The sequence below is a fragment of the Streptomyces sp. TLI_55 genome, from assembly GCF_900206255.1.
GTDB lineage: Bacteria > Actinomycetota > Actinomycetes > Streptomycetales > Streptomycetaceae > Streptomyces > Streptomyces aquilus.
The window spans coordinates 4,462,635-4,482,678 of record NZ_OAOJ01000001.1 but is presented as its reverse complement, the minus strand read 5'-3'; the positions used below and the strand labels follow the sequence as shown (position 1 = coordinate 4,482,678).

The 20,044-nt window shown below is 71.3% G+C and carries 15 protein-coding genes and 3 pseudogenes; 11 read left to right on the top strand and 7 right to left on the bottom strand.

The window, feature by feature from the left end; genetic code table 11:
- Positions 1-16: 16 nt before the first annotated feature.
- From CRP56_RS20515 to CRP56_RS20500, 5 genes and pseudogenes are all read right to left on the bottom strand, one after another.
- Positions 17-673 (bottom strand): HdeD family acid-resistance protein, encoded by a 657-nt coding sequence (locus CRP56_RS20515; protein ID WP_097266031.1) that lies wholly within the window; start codon positions 671-673, stop codon positions 17-19.
- Positions 674-728: 55 nt separating this feature from the next.
- Positions 729-1,322: an HhH-GPD-type base excision DNA repair protein gene (locus CRP56_RS20510; RefSeq protein WP_097274287.1), complete on the bottom strand. Its 594-nt coding sequence runs from the start codon at positions 1,320-1,322 to the stop codon at positions 729-731.
- Positions 1,323-1,347: 25 nt separating this feature from the next.
- Positions 1,348-1,752 (bottom strand): annotated as a pseudogene (locus CRP56_RS49305) (FG-GAP repeat protein); the annotation flags it as partial.
- 174 nt (positions 1,753-1,926) lie between these two features.
- A pseudogene (locus tag CRP56_RS49300) lies at positions 1,927-2,817 on the bottom strand (FG-GAP-like repeat-containing protein); the annotation flags it as partial.
- 111 nt (positions 2,818-2,928) lie between these two features.
- A complete protein-coding gene (locus tag CRP56_RS20500) occupies positions 2,929-3,633 on the bottom strand; it encodes a siderophore-interacting protein (protein ID WP_097266027.1) in 705 nt (234 codons plus the stop codon).
- A gap of 77 nt (positions 3,634-3,710) precedes the next feature.
- Here CRP56_RS20500 and CRP56_RS20495 point away from each other — a divergent pair, with 77 nt between their 5' ends.
- The 8 genes from CRP56_RS20495 to CRP56_RS20460 all read left to right on the top strand — a co-directional run bounded on the left by CRP56_RS20495 (position 3,711) and on the right by CRP56_RS20460 (position 12,351).
- A complete protein-coding gene (locus CRP56_RS20495) occupies positions 3,711-5,762 on the top strand; it encodes a penicillin acylase family protein (RefSeq protein ID WP_097266025.1) in 2,052 nt (683 codons plus the stop codon).
- Positions 5,755-6,351: a GNAT family N-acetyltransferase gene (locus CRP56_RS20490; protein WP_097266023.1), complete on the top strand. Its 597-nt coding sequence runs from the start codon at positions 5,755-5,757 to the stop codon at positions 6,349-6,351. The genes CRP56_RS20495 and CRP56_RS20490 overlap by 8 nt, the downstream gene beginning before the upstream one ends.
- Entirely contained in the window at positions 6,348-6,815 is a 468-nt protein-coding gene (locus CRP56_RS20485; RefSeq protein ID WP_097266021.1) for a cupin domain-containing protein, read from the top strand. The genes CRP56_RS20490 and CRP56_RS20485 overlap by 4 nt, the downstream gene beginning before the upstream one ends.
- A complete protein-coding gene (locus CRP56_RS20480) occupies positions 6,812-7,675 on the top strand; it encodes an SDR family NAD(P)-dependent oxidoreductase (protein WP_097266019.1) in 864 nt (287 codons plus the stop codon). Before CRP56_RS20485 ends, CRP56_RS20480 begins: the two co-directional genes overlap by 4 nt.
- A gap of 104 nt (positions 7,676-7,779) precedes the next feature.
- Entirely contained in the window at positions 7,780-9,534 is a 1,755-nt protein-coding gene (locus CRP56_RS20475) for a copper resistance CopC/CopD family protein (protein WP_097266016.1), read from the top strand.
- Between the two features lie 86 nt (positions 9,535-9,620).
- Positions 9,621-9,827 (top strand): DUF4287 domain-containing protein, encoded by a 207-nt coding sequence (locus CRP56_RS20470; RefSeq protein ID WP_097266014.1) that lies wholly within the window; start codon positions 9,621-9,623, stop codon positions 9,825-9,827.
- Positions 9,828-9,960: 133 nt separating this feature from the next.
- Positions 9,961-10,704, top strand: a complete 744-nt coding sequence (locus tag CRP56_RS20465) for an SDR family NAD(P)-dependent oxidoreductase (RefSeq protein ID WP_097266012.1) — start codon at positions 9,961-9,963, stop codon at positions 10,702-10,704.
- A gap of 300 nt (positions 10,705-11,004) precedes the next feature.
- Entirely contained in the window at positions 11,005-12,351 is a 1,347-nt protein-coding gene (locus tag CRP56_RS20460; protein WP_179851069.1) for a phosphatase PAP2 family protein, read from the top strand.
- On the opposite strand, the pseudogene CRP56_RS20455 reads toward CRP56_RS20460, so the two are convergent.
- Together CRP56_RS20455 and CRP56_RS20450 are read right to left on the bottom strand one after the other, a co-directional pair.
- A pseudogene (locus CRP56_RS20455) lies at positions 12,315-12,865 on the bottom strand (WYL domain-containing protein); the annotation flags it as partial. The gene CRP56_RS20460 and the pseudogene CRP56_RS20455 overlap by 37 nt on opposite strands.
- A gap of 127 nt (positions 12,866-12,992) precedes the next feature.
- Positions 12,993-13,616, bottom strand: coding sequence for a TetR/AcrR family transcriptional regulator (locus CRP56_RS20450; RefSeq protein ID WP_097266010.1), 624 nt, complete (start codon positions 13,614-13,616; stop codon positions 12,993-12,995).
- Positions 13,617-14,038: 422 nt separating this feature from the next.
- Here CRP56_RS20450 and CRP56_RS20445 point away from each other — a divergent pair, with 422 nt between their 5' ends.
- From CRP56_RS20445 to CRP56_RS20435, 3 genes are all read left to right on the top strand, one after another.
- Entirely contained in the window at positions 14,039-15,055 is a 1,017-nt protein-coding gene (locus tag CRP56_RS20445; RefSeq protein ID WP_097266007.1) for an NAD(P)/FAD-dependent oxidoreductase, read from the top strand.
- A gap of 94 nt (positions 15,056-15,149) precedes the next feature.
- The gene (locus CRP56_RS20440) at positions 15,150-16,781 is read left to right on the top strand and encodes an MFS transporter (protein ID WP_097266006.1); all 1,632 of its coding nucleotides are present in this window, start codon (positions 15,150-15,152) and stop codon (positions 16,779-16,781) included.
- A 636-nt stretch (positions 16,782-17,417) separates the two neighbouring features.
- A complete protein-coding gene (locus CRP56_RS20435; protein ID WP_101924586.1) occupies positions 17,418-20,033 on the top strand; it encodes a tetratricopeptide repeat protein in 2,616 nt (871 codons plus the stop codon).
- The last annotated feature ends 11 nt before the right edge of the window (positions 20,034-20,044 follow it).

Below are 20,044 nucleotides of genomic sequence, written 5' to 3'. Positions count from 1 at the left end.
CGCCCGCACGGGTGACTCACACCTCGCGCGGCACCTGAGCGGCCCGCCCCCGCATCCGTACCGCCGTGACGATCTCGACGACGCCCACGACGACCAGCCAGATCCCGCCGACCACGGTGAGGACGGCGACCGACTCGAAGGGGGAGTCGATGAGGACGATGCCGGCGACGAACGTGATGATCCCGAGGAAGACCTGCCAGCCGCGGGCCGGCATCGACGGGTCGGAGGCGGCGGCCAGGGTCTGGGTGATGCCGCGGATCAGCCAGCCGATGCCGATCCACAGGGCGAGCAGCAGGATCGACTGCATGGGGCCGCGGAAGCAGAACAGGCCCAGCAGGATCGACAGGGCGCCGCTGATGAAGGCGAGGACGCGCAGGCCGGTGGTCTTGTGCGTGCCGAAGGCGGAGACCAGCTGGAAGACGCCGCTGACGACGAGGTAGACGCCGAAGAGGATGCCGGTGGCGAGGAGTGTGGAACCCGGCCAGATCAGCACCAGGACGCCCAGGATCAGCGAGGCGATCCCGGTGATCAGGACCACCTGCCAGGCCGCCTTGGACAGGGCGTGGAGGGGGCCCTCGAAGGGGGGTTCCGGCTCGGTGACCCGTCGTTGGGTGTGGACCTTGCGGTCGTCGTATTCCGGACCCCACGGGGAGCCGCTCGGTGCCTCGCTCATGGTCCATGCTTGGACCGCGGACGGCCGCCGTGCGCGGTGGGCTGAGCCGACCGGGTTACTTCTTGGCGGCCTTCGCCGCCTTGGCCGCGGCCTTCATCTCCTGCTTGTGGGCCCGCACTTTGGTCAGGGACTCCGGGCCCGTGATGTCGGCGACCGACCGGAAGGACTTGGCCTCGCCGTACGCGCCCGCGGCCTCCCGCCAGCCCTTCGGGGTGACGCCCAGCTGCTTGCCCAGCAGCGCCAGGAAGATCTGGGCCTTCTGCTTGCCGAACCCGGGGAGTTCCTCCAGGCGGCGCAGCAGTTCGGGTCCGTCGGTCACGCCCTTCCAGATCAGCTCGGCGTTCCCGTCGTAGTGCTCGACGAGGTACTGGCACAGCTGCTGGACGCGCTTGGCCATGGAGCCCGGGTAGCGGTGGACCGCCGGCTTCTCGGAGAGGAGGGCCGCGAAGGCCTCGGGGTCCTGGGCGGCGATCTCGTGGGCGTCGAGGTCGTCGCCGCCGAGGCGGTCCGCGATCGTCCGCGGTCCCTTGAACGCCCACTCCATCGGGACCTGCTGGTCCAGCAGCATCCCGACGAGCGCGGCGAGCGGGGAGCGCCCGAGGAGCGCGTCGGCCTCGGGGTCCTGGGCGAGGTGCAGGGTGACGTCCATGACCCCGATCATGCCCCGGGGCGGGCTAGAGCTCCACGTGAGGACCGGGCAGGGCGGCGCCGAAGTAGCCCTTCACGTTCCGCACGCTGATGCCGGCGCTCTTGCCGCACACGTTGACCGAGCCGCTCGGCACGGGACCCGAGGCGGAGCCGCGGGCCACCCAGACGCAGCCGTCGCTGTTCTCGGTCGGCGCCCCGACGACCGTCTCGGCCTTGCCGTCCTTGTTGAGGTCGGCCAGGTGCACGGCGGCACCGAACTGGTCGCCGGTCTCGACGGCGCCGGGGACGCCCGCGGTGTCCTGGGTGTATCCGGCGGCCTTGGCGGTGGTCAGGCCGGAGGCGGAGCCGCGCAGGAGCACGGCGGTGCCGGCCAGCTTGCGCGAGCCGACGGCCTCGCCCGGGGCGCCGACCAGGACGTCGGCGTATCGGTCGCCGTTCACGTCGCCGATGCTGAGCGACCGGCCGAACTGGTCGCCGTTCTCCGCGGCGCCGGGTACGCCGGCCGTGTCCTGGTGGTAGACCTTCGGCTGCTGGTCGGCGGTGATGCCCTGGGCGCTGCCGTAGAGGACCTGGATCTCGCCGCCGGGGCGGGCCCGGCCGGCCGGGCCGCCGGACATGGAGTCGTCCATCGGGATGCCGGTGACGAGGTCGCCGTAGCCGTCGCCGTTGATGTCGCCGATGGCGCCGGCGTAGCCGTCGGCGTAGGGGAGTTCGGTGGGCCTGTTCGTCGCCGGGACGGCGTTGGGGCGGCGGGCGCCCTCGTAGACGTACACCGATCCGCGCAGGTCGTCGTCCGAGGGGCCGGGCAGCCAGTACAGCTCGGCCAGGCCGTCGCCGTCGGTGTCCCCCGCCACCACGCCTTCGGTTCCCCCGAAGAAGTCGTCGCGGACCGCGGCGGCGGCCTTTCCGGTGCGGGTGAAGGGGCCGGTGTAGGTGGCGGCCTCGCAGCGGGAGCCGACGGCCAGTTCGGGGTTGCCGTCGCCGTTCATGTCGGCTGTGGCCAGCGACATTCCGAAGCCGCAGTAGGTCCTGCCCTCCCCGTAGCCGGTGGGCACGGTCAGGCCCGCCCCGCCCTTCAGCCCGGTCGGCCCGCCCCATACGACGGTCACCGCGCCCCGCGAGTCCTTGGTGCCGACGGTCTCGTCCGACGCGCCGACGATCAGGTCCGCGTACCCGTCCCGGTCGAGGTCCGCGCTGGTCACCGCGGAACCGAAGTGGTCCCACGCCTCGGGGCCGCCCGGAATGCCGGACGTCGCCTGGGTGATGACGGACCGCCGCGTGGCGTTCACTCCCGAGCCCGGGCCCCCGTACAACACGACGACCGAACCGGCCTCCTCCACGCTGCCGTTGGCCGCGTACGGCGCTCCGACCGCGAGGTCCCGGTATCCGTCACCGTTGAAGTCGTCCTGGACGGCCGCGGTGTTGGCGCCCTTGTAGGGGCTGGCGGCCGATGACGTCAGCGGGGTGAGTGTGACAGCGAGGGAAGCGGTGAGCACGGCGGCTGCCGCGGCTGCTCTGCGCAACGGGACTCCTTGACTCGCGCAATGGACGTCCCTCTCGACACACAGGCCCCGCGAATGGTTGTGCTCACGCCAGAACGCCAGGCTTTAGGCCGCCCGCCAGTACCCCAGCGCGTGCATCCGGTCCTTCGGCACGCCCAGTTCCTTGCGGACGTAGGCGGAGAGGGTTCGGGTCGTGCGGGTGTCGCAGGCGATCCAGACGTACGCGTCCGGGTGGGCTTTCAGGAGGTCGGGAAGGTCGGCCTTCACCCGGTCGAGGAGGCCCTCGCCGTCGCGCACGTCGTGGCGGGCCGGGTCGGTCCAGAACGGGAGGCCGTCGTGGGCGCCCTCGAACCAGATCGTCGCCGGGGACTGGTCCAGGGCCGCCAGGAGGGAGTTGATCGCGGGCAGCGAGGCCGGGTCGCCGATCGCGAAGACATGGCTCGGGGCCGGGTCGGGGTGTGCGAAGGCCGTGCCGTGGACCGTGGCCTCGATCGTGTCGCCGGGCTGCGCCGCGCGCGCCCAGTCGCTGGCCACGCCCTCGTGCAGCGCGAACTCCAGGCTGAAGGTGCCGGCCGCCGGGTCCGGGTCGACGAGGGTGTACGCCCGCTGGTGCGGCTTGCCCGCGTCGGAGAACCAGAGGCGGACCCACATCGTCGGGTGCACGCCGGTCGCGGCGAGCAGGCCGCCGTCGCTCAAGTGGAGCCGCCGGTAGTGCGGGGTGACGTCCTCGGCGCCGGTCACCGTGAGGACGAAGTCCTTCGCGCGCAGCAGTTTGAGGATCGCGCCCTCCCAGCCGTGCCCCTGCCCCATTGCCTCTTCACCCCTCGCGTACGATTCCACCCGACATACTTAGGTGAGCCTAACCTAAAGCACGGGAGAGCTGCAGAGTGAGCGCCGAGATCTACCGCGATGCCTGGGGCATCCCGCATCTGCGGGCGGACAGCGTGCACGAACTCGCCCGTGCCCAGGGCCTGGTCACCGCCCGCGACCGGGCCTGGCAGCTGGAGGTCGAACGGCACCGCGCCCGCGGCACCTCGGCCGCCGTCCTCGGCGTCGACGCCCTCCCCTGGGACCGCTTCGTCCGACGCGCCCGCGTCGACGACACCGCGAGACGCTGCTTCGCCGACCTCTGCGCGAAGGACCCCGAGACGGCCGACTGGGTACGGGCGTACGTCGACGGCGTCAACGAAGGCCTCACCGGCGCCGAACTCCCGCTCGGCGCCCCCGGCCGCTGGGAGCCCTGGACCCCGCTCGGCGTATGGCTCGCCACCCACGTCCTCTTCGCGGGCTTCCCGGCGAAGCTCTGGCGCGAGCAGGCCGTCCGGCACCTCGGCGAGGCGGCCGTCGCACTGTTCGCCACCGACGGCCCCGGTACCTCCGGCAGCAACGGCTGGCTGGTGAGCGGCGAGCGGACCGCGACCGGCCGGGCCGTCATCGCCGGTGACCCGCACCGCTTCATCGAGGACCCCGGCGTCTACCAGCAGATCCACCTGTCCTGCCCGGAGTTCGACGTCATCGGCCTCGCCGTCCCCGGCATCCCCGGCATCGCCCACTTCGGCCACACCGGCACGGTCGCCTGGGCCATCACCAACGCCATGGCCGACTACCAGGACCTCTACCGCGAGAAGCTGCGCCGCACCGGGGCCGGGGTGGAAGCCCTCGACCCGGACGGGAGTTGGCGGCGCGCGTCCCGGCACACCGAGACGATCGAGGTCGCCGGGGAGGAGCCGGTGGAGGTCGAGGTCATCGAGACCGCGCGCGGCCCCGTGATCGCCGGCGGTCCCGAGGGCCTCGACGACGGCACCCCGCTCGCCCTCAGTCTGCGCACCCCGCCCCGGGTGACCGGCGACCTCGGCTTCAGCACCCTCCTCCCCCTCCTGCGCGCCCGCCGGGTCGCCGACGTCGACCGGGCCTTCGACCAGTGGGCCGAGCCGGTCAACGTGGTGCAGGCCGCCGACACCGAGGGCGGGGTGCTGCACCGGGTCGCGGGCCGGGTGCCAGTACGGTCCACCACCAACCGCACCCGAGTGGTGCCCGCCTGGGAGGCCGGGCACGAGTGGACCGGCTGGCACGACATGCCCCGCACCGGCCTCACCGACGGCGTCGCCGTGATGGCCAACCAGCGCGGCCCGGCCGCCCCGCTCGGCGTCGAGTTCGCGCCGCCGCACCGCGCCGACCGCATCGCCGAACTGCTCGCCGGGAAGGAGAAGTGGACGGCCGCCGACATGCCGGCCATCCACATGGACACCCATCTCGCCTCCGCCGGGCCCCTGTTGGACCACCTGGCGGCGCTCACGGACCTGAGCCCGGCGGCCGGCGACCTCCGGGCGACGCTCCTCGCCTGGAACCGCCGTATGGACGCGGACAGTTCGGCCGCGGCGCTCTTCGCGGCGGTGCGCACCGCGCTCGTACGACGGCTCGCCGCGCACCCCGCCTTCGCCGCGCTCACCACCCCGCCCGCCTACCCGGAGGTCCTTCTGCCCTGGCTCGGGCTCACCCCGCGCATCGGCTACGCGCTCGAACACCTGCTGCGGGCCGAGGAGTTGTACGGCATCGACCGGCCGGCCGCGGTGCGTGCGGCCGTCGAAGAGGTGGCCGCCGGGGCCCCCGTGAAGACCTGGGGCGAGACCCACCGCCTGTTCGCCTGGCGGGCGCTGCCGGACCCCTCGTACGACGCACCAGGCCTCTCCGGCGACCACGACTGCGTGCTGTGCACCTCGGCCGTCCCGGGGCTGACCGACCTGGCCGCGCGCGGACCCGCCGCCCGGTACGTCTGGGACCTGGCCCGGCGTGAGGACAGCCGCTGGGTGGTGCCGTTCGGCGCCTCCGGGGCGCCCGGCTCGCCCCACCACCGTGATCAACAGCCCCTGTGGCTCGGCGGCGACCTGGTCCCGGTCGTCACCGACTTCGAACAGCTCAGCAAGGAGAGCGATGTCTGACCTCTATGTGCACAAGCAGGACATCGACGGCTTCGGCACCGTCGCCATCCGCCGGCTCGACGCCGAGGCCGACGCCGGGCTGGTGCACGCCTGGGTCCGTGAGGAACGCGCCGCCTTCTGGGGCATGAACGGCCTCACCCAGGACCAAGTGGCCGACATCTACGCCCACATGGACACCCTCGACACCCATCACGCCTACCTCCTGGAGAAGGACGGCGAACCGGTCGGCCTGCTCCAGACCTACGAGCCCGAGGCCGACCGGGTCAGCGAGTGCTACGCCGTCGAGCCCGGCGACATCGGCGTCCACCTGCTCCTCGGGCCCGCCGACCCCACCGCGGGCGCCCGCTCCGGCTGGTCGGCGGCGCTGCTGGGCGCCGTCGCGTATTACGTCCTGGTGGCCCTCGACCGGCGCCGGGTCGTCGTCGATCCCGACGTGCGCAACGAGAAGGCGATCGCCCGCTTCCTGCGGCAGGGGTTCGTGGCGGGGGAGCGGGTCGTGCTGCCGGAGATCGACCTCCCGGACGTGTACCTGCCCGAGAAGCACGCCCAACTGGCCTTCCTGAGCCGGGAGGTAGTGTTCCCCGGGTGACCCCGGATGACCTCGTCGCCCACTACGGACTGGAACCGATCCCGCGCGAAGGAGGCCTGTTCCGCCGCACCTGGGAGGGCCCTGAGCGCGCGGACGGCGGCCCGGAGGGCACGGCCATCGTCGCCCTCCTCACCGCGGACGACTACTCGGCCCTGCACCGCCTGCCCGCCGACGAGATCTGGCACCACTACCTCGGCGACCCCCTGGAACTGCTCCTCCTCGCCCCCGACGGCACGTCCCGCACGGCGGTCCTCGGCCCGGACGTCCTCGCCGGACAGTCGGTGCAGCTGACCGTCCCCGCCGGCACCTGGATGGGTGGCCGCAGCCTCGGCGCCTGGACGTTCTTCGGCTGCACGATGGCACCGGGGTTCACCTACGAGGGTTATGAGCACGGGGACTTGTCGGATCTCGTGGCGCGTTATCCGGCCGAGGCGGCGCGGATCGCGGGACTGTGCCGTCCATGAGACTCCTCGAAGGACAGGTCGCCCTGGTCACCGGCGCGGGCGGCGGCATCGGCCGCGGGATCGCCCTGCGGTTCGCCGAGCGCGGCGCGGCGGCGGTCGCGGTCCACTGCCGTACGTCGGTGGCGGCGGCGGAGGAAGTGGCGGCGCGGGTACGGGAGTCGGGGGCCCGGGCCGTCGTGCTGCGGGCCGATCTGCGGGACGAGGGGGAGTGCCGGCGGCTGGTGCGGGAGGCCGCCGAGTGGGGTGGCGGGCGCCTGGACGCACTGGTCAACAACGCGGGGGTGCAACCCGTCCAGGCGCTGCCCGGGATGACCGCCGAGGAGTGGCGGGAGGTCGTGGACGCCAACCTGTCGAGCGTGTTCGCGTGCACGCAGGCGGCGGCCGAGGTGATGGGCGGGGGCGGGTCGGCGATGGAGGGGGACGGTTCGGCGACGGGCGGTGGCGGGTCGGCGACGGGCGGTGGCGGATCGGCGATGGACGTGGGCGCGTCGGTGATGGGCCGGGGCGGGTCCGTCACGCACATCGCCTCGATCGAGGCACACACCCCCGCCGCCGGGCACGCCCACTACTCCGCCGCGAAGGCCGCCGTCGTCATGCACGCACGGTCCGCCGCCCTGGAGTACGGGCCGCGCGGCATCCGCGTCAACAGCGTCTCCCCGGGCCTGATCGACCGGGACGGGCTGGCCGAGGCCTGGCCGGAAGGGGTGCGGAGATGGCAACAGGCGGCTCCCCTGGGCCGGCTGGGCCGCCCCGAGGACATCGGCGACGCCTGCGCCTTCCTCGCCTCCCCGCTCGCCTCCTGGATCACCGGGCAGGACCTGGTCGTCGACGGCGGGGTGTCCGCCCGCCCGACCTGGTGAGTGTTCCGCGGCTCGCGTACGTACCTCTCCCGAAGCGGCGGGACGAGCGGAGTACTGACGTGGAGCGTGACGGTGGCCGAGGACGGCGGCGATTTCAAGGGCTGGTGCTGCTGGGCACCGTGCTGGTCCTGCTCCTCTTCGGCGGCGCGGGACCCGCGTCCGCCCACGCCGCCCTCCGCGCCTGCGACCCCGAGGACGGCGGCGTCCTCAAGACCGCGCCCCGCCACCTCACCCTGACCTTCACCGAGTCCGTCGGCCTGCTCGACGACTCCTTCCGCGTCCTGGACCCGGACAACCGCCGGGTCCGCACCGGCGAGCCCGAGCATGTGCCGGGCCGCTCCGACACGGCCCGCGTGACGCTGCCCGCGAAGGGGCTCGGCGAGGGCACCTTCACCGTGGCCTGGCGGGTCGTCTCGGCGGACAGCCACCCGGTGTCGGGCGCGTTCACCTTCTCCGTGGGCCAGCCCTCGGTCACCTCGGCGGTCGCGGACCCCGGCCCGGTGGAGAACCCGACGACGGCCACGCTCTACAACATCGCCCGCTATCTGGCCTACCTCGCCGCCGCCCTCCTCATCGGCACGGCCGTCTTCCTCGCCGGCTGCCGCCCCGCGGACGCGACCGTGCTGCCCCGGCTGCTGTGGGCGGGCTGGGGGATCCTGGCCGCGGCGACCGTCGCCCAGCTGCTGCTGCGGGCCTCGTACGAGACGGGCACGGCCCCGGCCCTCGACGGCTTCGACCGGACGCTGACGACCCGTCCCGGGCTGGTCCTCCTCGCCCGGCTGGCGCTGCTCGCGCTCACCGCGCTGTATCTGCGCTGGGTGCGCAAGGCGTGGAGCGCCAAGGGCACCCGGATCGCCGGCGGTGTCCTCGCCGTCGCCCTCGCCCTCACCTGGGCCGCCGGTGAGCACGCCTCCGCCGGTATCCAGGTGCCGGTGGCGATGACCGCCTCCGTGCTGCACGTCCTCGCGATGGCGGCCTGGCTGGGTGGCCTCACCGCCCTGGTCACCACCCTGTACCGGGCCTCCGTCGTCGAGGCCGGCACGGTCGCCCGCTTCTCCCGCCTCGCCTTCGCCTGCGTGACCGTCCTGGTCGTGACCGGCGTCTACCAGTCCTGGCGCGGCCTCGGCTCCTGGGCGGCGCTGACGGGGACGTCGTACGGCCGTCTCCTGCTCTTCAAACTCGCGGCGGTGCTCGTGCTGCTCGGCGCGGCCGGGCTGTCACGGCAGTGGACGGCGCGGCTGGTGACGGTGGACGCGGAGAGCGTCGTACGGGAGCGGGAACGGGAGCGGGTGCCCGAGCCGGTGGGCGGGCCGGGTGGGGGGTCGTCGCTGCCCGCGACGGAGCAGTCCGCGGATGCCGTCCCCGGATACGACGGCGGGTACCGGCGGGGGCTGCGGCGGTCCGTGGCCGTCGAGATCACCGTCGGGGTCGTGGTGCTGGTGCTCACGACCGTGCTGACCGGCACGCTGCCCGGGCGGGCGGCGGAGGAGGCGGCCACGGCGACCCCGGGCGGCGGGCTGCCCGTCGCCTCGGTCACCAACGTCCCCTTCGACCTGGGCCCCGCCGGGCGCGGCACCGTACAGATCACCCTCGACCCGGGCCGGGTCGGCCAGAACCAGGTGCAGGCGATCGTCTACGGCGCCGACGGCGGTTTCGCGACCGTCCCCGAACTGCGGCTGACCTTCACGCTGGCGTCCCAGGACATCGGCCCCCTCGACGCCCGGCTCACCGACCAGGGCGGCTACTGGGGCACCAGCGACTTCAACCTGCCCATCGCCGGGACCTGGACGATGCGGACGACCGTGCGGATCTCCGAGACCGACCAGGTCAGCGAGACGAACAAGGTCGAGATCCGGTAGCGGATCTCCCCAGCGCCGATTACTTCCGCCGGAGGCCACGGTCATAGAGGCCGAGTGACACGACGCCACGAAAGGACGTGAGTCACATGACCGAGCCGGTCAAGGGCCCCGCCAGCTACTTCCCGTCCATCGAGAAGAAGTACGGCCGCCCGATCGGGGAATGGGTGGAGCTGATCCGCAGCTCCCCGCTGACCCGGCACATGCAACTCGTCACCTGGCTGAAGACGGAGCACGGCCTGGGCCACGGCCACGCGAACGCGCTGGTGGCGCACACGCTGGCCGAGGGCAAGTGAGCCGCCCCTGAACCGGCCCACGGCAGGAGCCGCCGGGGGCTGGTGGCAGGTTCTGCCGGCGGGAGCTGCCTGCTGGCGGTGGCAGGAGCCACCGGCGGGGGCCACCCGGCACCGGGTGGCAGGATCCCCTGGCATGGGAACAGCAGCAGCGCAGGACCGCCCCGTGGCCCTGGTCACCGGCTCCACGTCCGGCATCGGAGAGGCCGTGGCCCGGCGGCTGGCCGGGGACGGGATGCGGGTCGTCGTGCACTCGCGGCGCAGCACCGACGCGGGCGAGGCCCTGGCGGCGGAGCTCGGCGGGACGTACGTACAGGCGGACCTGGAGGTCGAGGACGAGACGCGGGCCCTGGTCGGGACCGCCCTCGACCGCCTCGGCCGCCTCGACGTCCTGGTGAACAACGCGGGCATCAGCTGGCCCATCCCGCACGCCGACCTGGCCGCCGCGACCCCGGCGGACTGGCGCCGGCTGCTGGAGGTCAACCTGATCGCCCCCTGGGTGCTGTGCACGGAGGCGCTCCCGGCGCTCCGCGACGCACCCGGCGGCGGCAGCGTGGTGAACATCACCAGCCACGCCGGGGTGCGCCCCAAGGGCTCGTCCGTCCCGTACGCGGCGAGCAAGGCCGCCCTGAACCACGTCACCCGGCTCCTCGCCGCCGCGCTCGGCCCGGACGTCCGGGTCAACGCGGTGGCGCCCGGTCTGGTGGACACCCCGATGACGAAGGACTGGGCCGAGGCCCACCAACTCTGGCGCGAACGCGCCCCGATGCACCGCCCCGCCCGGCCCGCCGACGTGGCCGACCTGGTGGCCTCCCTGATCGCCGGCAGCTACCTCACCGGCGAGGTGATCGTGCTGGACGGTGGCCTGAACCTGACGTGAGCGACCGCACGGAGGCGGCGGAGCCGAACCGGTTTCCGGGCTGGGCCCTCTGAGGGTGTGGGTCTTTGAACTTACGATGAGCGACGGCCCAACACCGCAAGACGCCCGTCCGACATCCGCCCGCACTCACGTCCGCCCGCACCCACGTCCAAGAAATCGGCCGGCCCATTGATACCTGGAGAGCCGCGGGACCACCCGCTCCCGCGAATACGACGAAGAACCACGTCCGCCGCGTGGCGCCGCCCACAGACGATCCTGTGGACCGCGGCCGGTGCGGTGACCGTCGGTTTCCTCATCGCGATGGAGCTCACGGCACGCCACTACGGCTTGCCGGGACCCCTGACGACCCAGGTCAAGGAGGTGATCCTCCCGCCGAAGTCCGGCTTCCTGCTGTACGGCGCCATGGCGCTGATGATGGTGGTGCTCACCCGGCGGGAGCGCTTCCGCGCGCTCGGCGTCGCCCTCGGCATCGACGCCGTCCTGCTGCTCGTGCGCTGGGCGACCGGCACCGGCCTGCACGGCGGCCACCCGTTCGGCAACGGCGCGCTGTGGGTCGTCCTCGGCTACGGCGTCATCGCGCTCACCCGCCGCACCGGCGCCGAACGCGTCCTGCTGCTGAAGGGCGTGGGCCTCGCGCTGCTGCTGGTGGCGGGCCGTAAGACGGGCGACACCTGGCTGCTCATCACCGCCAAGGCGCGCCCGATGGTCCTCGACCCGTACGTGGCGGTCGCCGACCGCGCCCTGGGCGACCCGTCCTGGGTGGCGGGCCGCATGCTCAAGGCCACCGGCCCCTTCGGCGCCCATCTCCTCGACCTGGTCTACGGCCAGCTGGCCGTGGCCGCGGTCCTGGTGTCTCTCTACGGCCTGCGCAACGTGGCGGCCGAACGCCGCTTCCCACGCCACCACCTGGTGCGCACGTTCCTGGTCATCGGCCTGCTCGGACCGGGCATCTACATGATCTTCCCGGTGGTCGGCCCGATCTTCGCCTACGGCACGGGCATCGAGCACTGGCAGCCGGTCGGCCTGTGGACCCACACGCCCGCCACCGCGCAGTGGTCGGTGGGCGACTTCTGGCCGAACACGCCACCCCCGCTCACGGCACCGCACGCGATCCCGTTCGACGAGCTCACCCCGCGCAACTGCATGCCGAGCCTGCACACGGCCTGGGCCACCGCGATCTTCATCCACTCCCGCCGGGGCCCGCGCGTGCTGCGCTGGGCGGGCACGTTCTGGCTGATCGCCACTCTGGCCGCGACCCTCGGCTTCGGCTGGCACTACGGCACCGACCTCGTGGCCGGCGTGGTCTTCACCCTCACCATCGAGGCGGCCCTGCGCGCCCAGGCCCGCGGCTGGGACCGCTCCGCGACCCACCTGGTCACCTACGGCACGACGATCTTCACGGCCCTCCTCCTGTCGTACCGCTACCTCCCGACAGAACTGGCCCGCCTCCCGTGGCTGTACGGCCCACTGATCCTGCTGGCGATGGGTTCGGTCATCTACGGCTACCTCCGCACGACGAGGGCATGGGAGCGGCGGGACATCTCCCTGCCGACGCAACGCCAGCCGGAACAGGACCAGAACCAGGACCAGGATCAGGATCAGGACCAGGATCAGGACCAGGACCACGAACCGGCACCGGCGACCTGACCCGGCCCCGAGTCCTGCGCGGGCATCACGCCATGGATGCGGGAGAGAGTGAAGACACGTTCCGCTTCGCGCAGGTGGCACCACGCGTCGAGGTAGGGCGGGTCGAGTTCCAGGTCGCTGAGCGTGCGTACGGTCCGGTTGCCCGAGGTGGCGACGTACTCGACCGTGATGGCCGCACCGGTGTCGATGGCGTGGGCGACCTGGCGGACGTCGCTGTACGACAGGTGCTTCGCGTATCCGGCGACGATCTCCTCGGTGTCGGTCCCGAAGGGCACCCCGCTGCCGAACGGGTCGGGTTCCGGTGCGAGGGGCGGGCCGGGGTGGTCCGGGGCCCACGCCGCGCGGCGCTCCTTCGCGGGGGCGGAACGGCAGCGGCGGCCCTCTGCGGCGCACGCTTCTCGATGCGCACCGTTCCCTCGGCGGTCTCGGCGACCGAGGCGTAACCCGCGGCGCGGAGCGCGGCGAGAGTCGTCGCGGGTGGGCTGCCGCTGATCAGGACCGTCGGGGCTAACTGATGCCGACGGGGTGGGGACCGCACCAGGACTAATGCGGCCCCCATCGACCTACGAGACGTGCGTCCACGGCCTCGAAGTGGGCCGACCGCATCAGGTGCCTGTGCAGCGAGGCCGGCCGTGCCCTTCTCAGGTGTGGCGAGGGCGAGGCAGCAAGGCGAACACGCTCTCCACGATCGAGGTCAGGCGGTCGGGGCTGTGGCCGTACGCGCCTACGACATCGGTCCCGCGGATGATGGTCAGCAGAAGGTACGCGAGGTCGTCGGGATCCGCGTCGGGGTCGATGTCGCCGTTGCGCTGCGCCGCTCGCACACACTCGGCCACCGCCGTCCGGACCACGGAGAAGCAGTCGTTGGCCAGGCGTTTCACCTCGGGGTCGGAGGCGCCGATCTCCAGGGCCATCTTGGCGGCGAAGCAGGCCGCCCCCGCCCGGTCAGAGGCGGGGGGTACGTCGGCGGCGAGCGGCACTCCGTGGACGGCGCGGAGCAAGTAGGCGTGCAGTCGTTCCAGAGCACCCTCGTCCGGTCCGGCGAGCATCTTCCGCGGACCCTGCGCCAGCCGGGCGAAATAGCCGGCCATCGCCTCCAGCAGCACGCCGTGCTTGCCCTCGAACGCGGCATAGAGGCTGCCGCGGCCCAGGCCGGTGGCGGCGCTGATGTCGTCGACGCTCGTGCCGTTGTAGCCCGAAGCACGGAACTGCCGCTCGGCGGCGTGGAGGACGTGGTCGCGGTCGAAGCTTCGTGGTCTCGCCATACACCGAAGGTAAAGCCGACCCGCCGTTATTGACAACCCAGTACAGAACCATCTAGGTTTCTGACTGTTCAGTACACAACCGTCCTGAGCTCACCGGACAGGGTGCGTGCACGCCTGGCGCGAGGGAGAGCAACCCATGCCTTCTCCTCCGCGCCGCCCGGCATTGCGACGCCTTCAGGCCGACAAGGCCAGGCCCGGTCTGGTCCTCGCGATCCTGGCGACGGCGAGTTTCATCGCCGGACTGGATCTGTACATCACGAACGTCGGGCTGTCCTCGGCGCGGGGCACTTCCCGCACCTCGAACAGCCCAAGACGGTCGCCGACCACATCGTGGGCTTCCTGAACGGCTGACCCCCTCCAACCAACCACCCAGAACTCGAAGGGTCGACCGAACCATGACTGACAAGGAAAGGCAGAAGGCCATGGCTGTGGCGACTCCTCCGTACGCGAGCGACGCGCTGGCCGAGGGGACCGTCGACGCGGTGGTGATCGGCGGGGGCGCCGCGGGGCTGAACGGTGCACTGATCCTCGCCCGCTCCCGCCGCTCGGTCGTCGTGATCGACAGCGGCTCCCCGCGCAACGCGCCCGCGGAGGCCGTCCACGGCTTCATCGTCTTCGACGGCACCCCGCCGTCCGAGATCCTTCGACGGGGCCGGGAGCAGGTGCGCCAGTACGGCGGACGCGTCGTGTTCGGCGAGGTGGTCTCGGCCGAGTCCGCCGTCCCGTCGGCGGACGGGGACCTGCGGTTCACCGTCACCCTGGCCGACGGCCGCCGCATCACCGCCCGCCGCATCCTGGTGGCCACCGGCCTCACGGATGTGCTGCCACAGGTGCCCGGGCTCGCCGAGCACTGGGGGCACAGCGTGGTGCACTGCCCGTACTGCCACGGCTGGGAGGTGCGCGACGAGCCCATCGGCATCCTCGCCACCGGCCCGGCCTCCATCGAGCACGCGTATCTGTTTCGTCAGCTGACCGATGACCTGACCTACTTCACCCACGGCACCGACCTGGACGAGGACAGCCGCGCCCGCTTCGCCGCCCGCGGCATCCGTGTCATCGACACCCCGGTCACCGAGGTCGTCCACGACGCCGACGGTGCCCTCGCCGGGGTGCGCCTGGCCGACGGCCAGGTCGTGGCCCGCCGCGTCGTCGCGGTCGCCGCGCCGATGCAGGCCCGCACCCAGGGCCTGGAGGGTCTGGGCCTGCCGGTGCAGGACGGGCCGAAGGGCCGCGGTGTCGCCTCCGGCACGGCCGGCGCCACCGAAGTGCCGGGTGTGTGGGTGGCCGGCAACGCCACCGATCTGGTCGCCCAGGTCGGGGCCTCCGCAGCGGCCGGCGCACTGGCCGGCGCCGACATCAACAGGACGCTGGCCATCGCGGACACCGACGCGGCTCTCCAGGGGATCGCCGAAGGAAGCCCAAAAGGGACCAAAGGATGATCTCGAAGCCCTGAGATCCCAGCCCGTCGCCCGCTCGTCTCACGGGCGATCAAGTGATTCAACTCGTTCGTCCCGTCCCCCTCAGGAGCTACTGATGCCCTTCCTTGCGAACACCCCCGTGGAGAAAATGACCGGGCCTTACGCGCGGCGCTGGTGGGCGCTGCTCGTGCTGTGCCTGAGCCTGCTGATCACGGTGATGGCGAACACGTCGCTGATCGTCGCCGCCCCCGACATGACCACCGACCTGGGCCTGAGCAGCAGTGATCTGCAGTGGGTCGTCGACAGCTACACCGTTCCGTACGCGGCGCTGATGCTGGTGCTGGGCGCGATCGGTGACAAGTACAGCCGGCGCGGCGCACTGGTGCTGGGGCTGCTGATCTTCGCCGGCGGTTCGGTGATGGGGAGCCTGGTCGACGAGACCTCGCTGGTCATCGTGGCCCGCGCGATCATGGGTATCGGTGCCGCGGTCGTGATGCCGGCCACGCTGTCCCTGGTGGTCGCGACCTTCCCCCGGAGCGAGCGGGCCAAGGCCATCACCGCCTGGGCCGCGACCTCCGGGGTGGCGGTTGCCGTCGGCCCGCTGGTCTCCGGCTGGCTGCTCGAGGACCACGCCTGGGGCTCGACCTTCCTGATCAACGTGCCGATCGCCGTCCTCGCCGTGTTCGGCGCGCTCGCCCTGGTACCCCCGTCCAAGGCGGAGGGCATGGGCCGGATCGACTACGTCGGTGGTCTGCTGTCGATCGTCACGGTCGGTTCCCTGATCTACGCCGCCATCGAGGGCCCGCACGCCGGCTGGGGCGTCGGCCCCGTCACCGCCGCCGTGGTCGCCGGTGTCGGTCTGGTCGCCTTCGTCGCCTGGGAGCTGCGGCACCCGCACCCGATGCTGGACGTCCGAAGGTTCGCGCTGCGGCCCTTCAGCGGCTCGATGCTCGCGGTGATGTTCTTCTTCTTCGGCATGTTCGCAGTGATCTACTACTCGACGCAGTTCCTGCAGTTCGTCCTCGGCTACGGCGCCCTGGACACGGGTGTACGGCTGCTGCCGCTGGGCGGTGCGGTGTTCCTCGGGTCCGCGGTGACCGGGGTGCTCGCCCCGAAGCTGGGGGTGAGGGTGATGGCCGTGACCGGCCTGGCCATCGGCACGGCGGGCATGTTCCTGCTCACCCAGATCGACAAGGGGTCGACGTACGGGGACTTCCTGGCGCCGCTGATGATGCTGGGCCTCGCGCTCGGACTGGCCATCTCCCCGGCGACCGACACGATCATGGGCTCCTTCCCCGAGTCCGAGCTGGGCGTCGGCGGCGGTGTCAACGACACCGCGTTGGAGCTGGGCGGGGCGCTGGGCATCGCGGTGCTGGGCTCGCTGCTGGGCACGGCCTACCGGGACGAACTGACCGACCTGGTGGGCAACCGGCTCCCGGCGCAGGCGATGGAGACCGCCAAGGACTCGGTCGGCGCCGGCCTGGCCGTCGCGCAGCGGGTCGCACAGGACCCCTCCGCCGGGCCCCAGCAGGCCCAGGCCGCCGTGGACGCCGTCCACCAGGCATTCGCCCACGGAGTCGCCCAGACCAGCCTCATCGGCGGGATCATCATGGCCGCCGGAACTCTGATCGTCCTCGCGGTCCTGCCGGGCCGGCGCGGGTTCGCGGGGAAGAGCGCCGAGCCGGAGGCCGGGACGACGGCGAGCGAGGCGGCGACTGTGCGGGAGCACACCGGGTCCACCCGGTAGATCGCCGGCGGAGCGTCCACTGGACTACGTCATCACCATGGGCCGCGGCGACGCCTGCCCGATCTTCCTCGGCAAGAAGCACCTCGACCTGCCCTCAAGCCAGTGAAACCGGGGCCCGCCCCGGCCCGGTCACAGCAACTGCAACCAAAACTGCAACCAGCAACGTCGAAGGGCCCCACCGCGAACGGTGGGGCCCTTCGACATCGTGCCCGGTGAGGCACTGGCGGAGGATACGAGATTCGAACTCGTGAGGGGTTGCCCCCAACACGCTTTCCAACTGTGATGGTGGGGTCATGGGCTAGGTTCAGGGGCATTCACCTGCGGTCATGCGAGGTTGGCCCGTGAGCGATAGCGGCCTTCTGGTCTCGGCTGAACGTCGGCGAACGGTGCTGAATGAGACGGAAACTGAGACGGGGCGGCTGAACCTCGGATCGATCACCGTCAAAGGCATGGGCACGCAGGAGGATCGTCAAGGATCTCCTGACGACAAACCGTCAAGGAAGTCTTGGGACCTTTGTTGAGGTCTGGCGGGCTTGTCGGTCTGGGATGCGGTCGCGGCGGTCAGTGGTGCCCCAAGACATAGCCACGGCTCGCAACCCCTCGACTGCGTGCAATCACCTCTGCTGCAATCAGCCCATGGAGCGGGCTGAGGAGTTGCTGCGTTGCCACGACCCTGCGAGCGCGCTGGAGCGCTTCGACATGGCACTGGCCCGGGACCCAGGTGACACGGCGGCGCTGAGCGGACGGATACGATCGCTGTGGGCTTTACGAAATGCGAACGAGGCACGCGACGCGCTGGCGGACGCGATCGCCGCCCACGGTGACGGACCCGAGTTGCTTGTCGCGAAAGGCACTGTGGCACTCGGGCTGCGGGAGAGCCCCCTCCACGTGGGCATCCACGCCGGCACCCAGGCGCGTGACGACGAGGCAGCGACCGACGCTTTCAACGGGGCCATCGCCGTCGACCCGGACAGAGAGCAGGCTGTACGCGGCCTCGCCACCGCATACCGTCTCGCGGGGCGTACGGCCGACGCCCGTACGCTCCTCGACACAGCTCTCCGTGAACGGGCTCCTAGCCCTGGCCTGCTGGTCGAGTCAGCCTGGTGTGCTTTCGAAACCTGGGATATTCAGGCTGCGCTCAGCGCCCTGGACACCGCCCTGCGCTCCTGGCCCGACGATCTCGAGGCCGTGTTGGCCAAGGCGTACATCCTGCGGATGGAGGACCTCCTAGACGAAGAGCACTTGCTGCTTGAGCGTTTACTGGGGCGCGTTGCGACGCCCTGCCCAGCGCTGGATCTCGAACGGGGCTGGCACGCGTTCGCTCGCTGGTGCCGTCTGGCCCTCGAACAAGTACCCCGCCAGGACGACGAATCACTTCGTGCACTTCTCGACGAGTCCCAGGGCAGTTTCGTACGGGCTTTGGAGTCGATGCCCGATCTCCCGAGCGCGTTCGACGGCCTCGTTCTCCTGGCTGGCTTCGCTGGCCTCCCGGAACCAGATCTACCGACCCACGAGCCTTTGTATGCAGGCGTACTGACCTCGCGCGCCGACGTCCAGGTGTATCGCGGCCAGACGGCCGAGGCCCTGGCGAACTACCGTTTGGCCCAAGCGCTGGACCCGCACCTGGTGTGGGCCCACGCCGGACAGATCAACTGCCTACGGATCCTGGGACGCAAACGGGAGGCTCGCAGAACGGCCGAGGCGGCACTCGCACTGTGTCCCCGCCATCCCTGGGCCCTCTTTCAACTCGCGATGATCGAGTACGAGGAGGAGCGATACGAGCGAGCGGCACAGCTCTACGGCGAGGCCAGTCACTACGGCACGCTCGGCCTCGTGGCGTCGCTGAGGGCATTGGAATGCGCTGATACGGCCGAGGAACTGGCCGCCAGAGCACTCGAAAGCCAACCGCGCAACGTGCCGCTGCTGTTGGAATACGCAGCGTGCGCCTTCGATCAGGGGCACTACGAAGAAGCGGTGGCCCGCTACGACCGCGTCCTGGAGACCAACCCGCAGAGCACCGACGCGCTCGATCAGAAGCAGCGGATCCAGCCCCTACTGAAGCGCCGTTTCGCACGGCTGCGGCCGCCATACCCAGGGCAACAGGAGCGTACGGTGGATGACGCCGACCGCGTCGCACTGATCGCCGAACTGCTCCCCGCCGACACTCCGCCACGACTCCAAGCACGCCTTCGCGCGCTCAGCCGGCGCCAGGCGGCGATCTCCAGTTGGGGCGAGCGGCTCAGCGCCGACTCAGGCCTACCTGGGTTGATCCTCGCCGCCGGTCTCCTCGGTGCGGTTCTGCTGGTGCTCGAGCCTCTGGGAAGTGCGCTCACTTTGCTTCGGTTTGTGCTGCTTGTCGTCTCCGCGATCGTCGGTTTCGTTGCGGTGATCTTGATCGTCGCAGCGGCGGAAAGTCTGGGGATCTTCCGGATTCTGCTGATCTGCACCGTTGTGACCTTGATCGTTCTCGGGACGGTGCTGTGGCGCGGCCATGGGCCCCCCGCCGACGCCGTTCTGATTCCGAGCCTGGCCATGGTTATCGGCTGCGCGTCGTGGTGGCTGATACTCGGCACAATCTTCCTTGCAGAAGTACCGGTGAAGATCGCCCAGTCCCGCCTTCGCTCCCGCGACCCCCTCACTCATCACGTCAACGACGTGATCGATCTCCTAGTCCTCCTCGAATACGAACCGGCTCTGGCCGATCCCACGATCCGCCGCCAGGCCTTGGACCTGATCGAGCACATCGCTCGAGGCCAGGAACGGATCCTTGTCGAACCGCTCGGCCCCGAGGGCCGTCGCTCCACCATCGAGGAGGCCACAGGTCGAGCCTTCCGTCACCACATAGCCGGAGTAGCCGCAGCAACCCGAGACCTCAAGCGCTCGGTCCTCAGCCCCGGTGCCGACACCTGGCTGGCGCTCCGTGCGGTCCTTACCGATGTCCTGAACTGCACGGTGCACGCCCACTGGGACCAACTCCCGCACCGTCAGCCCGATCCCGTCGCCCAGGTTCTCCGCGTTCGCTTCCTGAGCGCCCTTCGCAGTTTCCTCGTCCTTCTCATCCCTCCCGCTCTCGTTCTCACCCTCCAACTCACGGGCGTCGTCCCGGCCACCATCCCCACCGAACTCCAACTGATCGCCTACGTAGGCTGGCCCGTGATCGTCCTTCTCTTGTGGTTGGACCCGGCCTTGGCAACGAAGGTCGACCTCCTCAAGTCCTCGACGGACATACTGCGGAGCAACTTCAAGAAGTAGAAGACGGCCCG

What these genes read in the sequence shown, in the direction of transcription:
- CRP56_RS20515 (WP_097266031.1), bottom strand. Translation starts at nt 673, where the DNA reads ATGAGCGAGGCACCGAGCGGCTCCCCGTGGGGTCCGGAATACGACGAC.
- CRP56_RS20510 (WP_097274287.1), bottom strand. Translation starts at nt 1,322, where the DNA reads ATGGACGTCACCCTGCACCTCGCCCAGGACCCCGAGGCCGACGCGCTC.
- CRP56_RS20500 (WP_097266027.1), bottom strand. Translation starts at nt 3,633, where the DNA reads ATGGGGCAGGGGCACGGCTGGGAGGGCGCGATCCTCAAACTGCTGCGC.
- CRP56_RS20490 (WP_097266023.1), top strand. Translation starts at nt 5,755, where the DNA reads ATGTCTGACCTCTATGTGCACAAGCAGGACATCGACGGCTTCGGCACC.
- CRP56_RS20480 (WP_097266019.1), top strand. Translation starts at nt 6,812, where the DNA reads ATGAGACTCCTCGAAGGACAGGTCGCCCTGGTCACCGGCGCGGGCGGC.
- CRP56_RS20470 (WP_097266014.1), top strand. Translation starts at nt 9,621, where the DNA reads ATGACCGAGCCGGTCAAGGGCCCCGCCAGCTACTTCCCGTCCATCGAG.
- CRP56_RS20465 (WP_097266012.1), top strand. Translation starts at nt 9,961, where the DNA reads ATGGGAACAGCAGCAGCGCAGGACCGCCCCGTGGCCCTGGTCACCGGC.
- CRP56_RS20460 (WP_179851069.1), top strand. Translation starts at nt 11,005, where the DNA reads ATGGAGCTCACGGCACGCCACTACGGCTTGCCGGGACCCCTGACGACC.
- CRP56_RS20450 (WP_097266010.1), bottom strand. Translation starts at nt 13,616, where the DNA reads ATGGCGAGACCACGAAGCTTCGACCGCGACCACGTCCTCCACGCCGCC.
- CRP56_RS20445 (WP_097266007.1), top strand. Translation starts at nt 14,039, where the DNA reads ATGGCTGTGGCGACTCCTCCGTACGCGAGCGACGCGCTGGCCGAGGGG.
- CRP56_RS20440 (WP_097266006.1), top strand. Translation starts at nt 15,150, where the DNA reads ATGCCCTTCCTTGCGAACACCCCCGTGGAGAAAATGACCGGGCCTTAC.
- CRP56_RS20435 (WP_101924586.1), top strand. Translation starts at nt 17,418, where the DNA reads ATGGAGCGGGCTGAGGAGTTGCTGCGTTGCCACGACCCTGCGAGCGCG.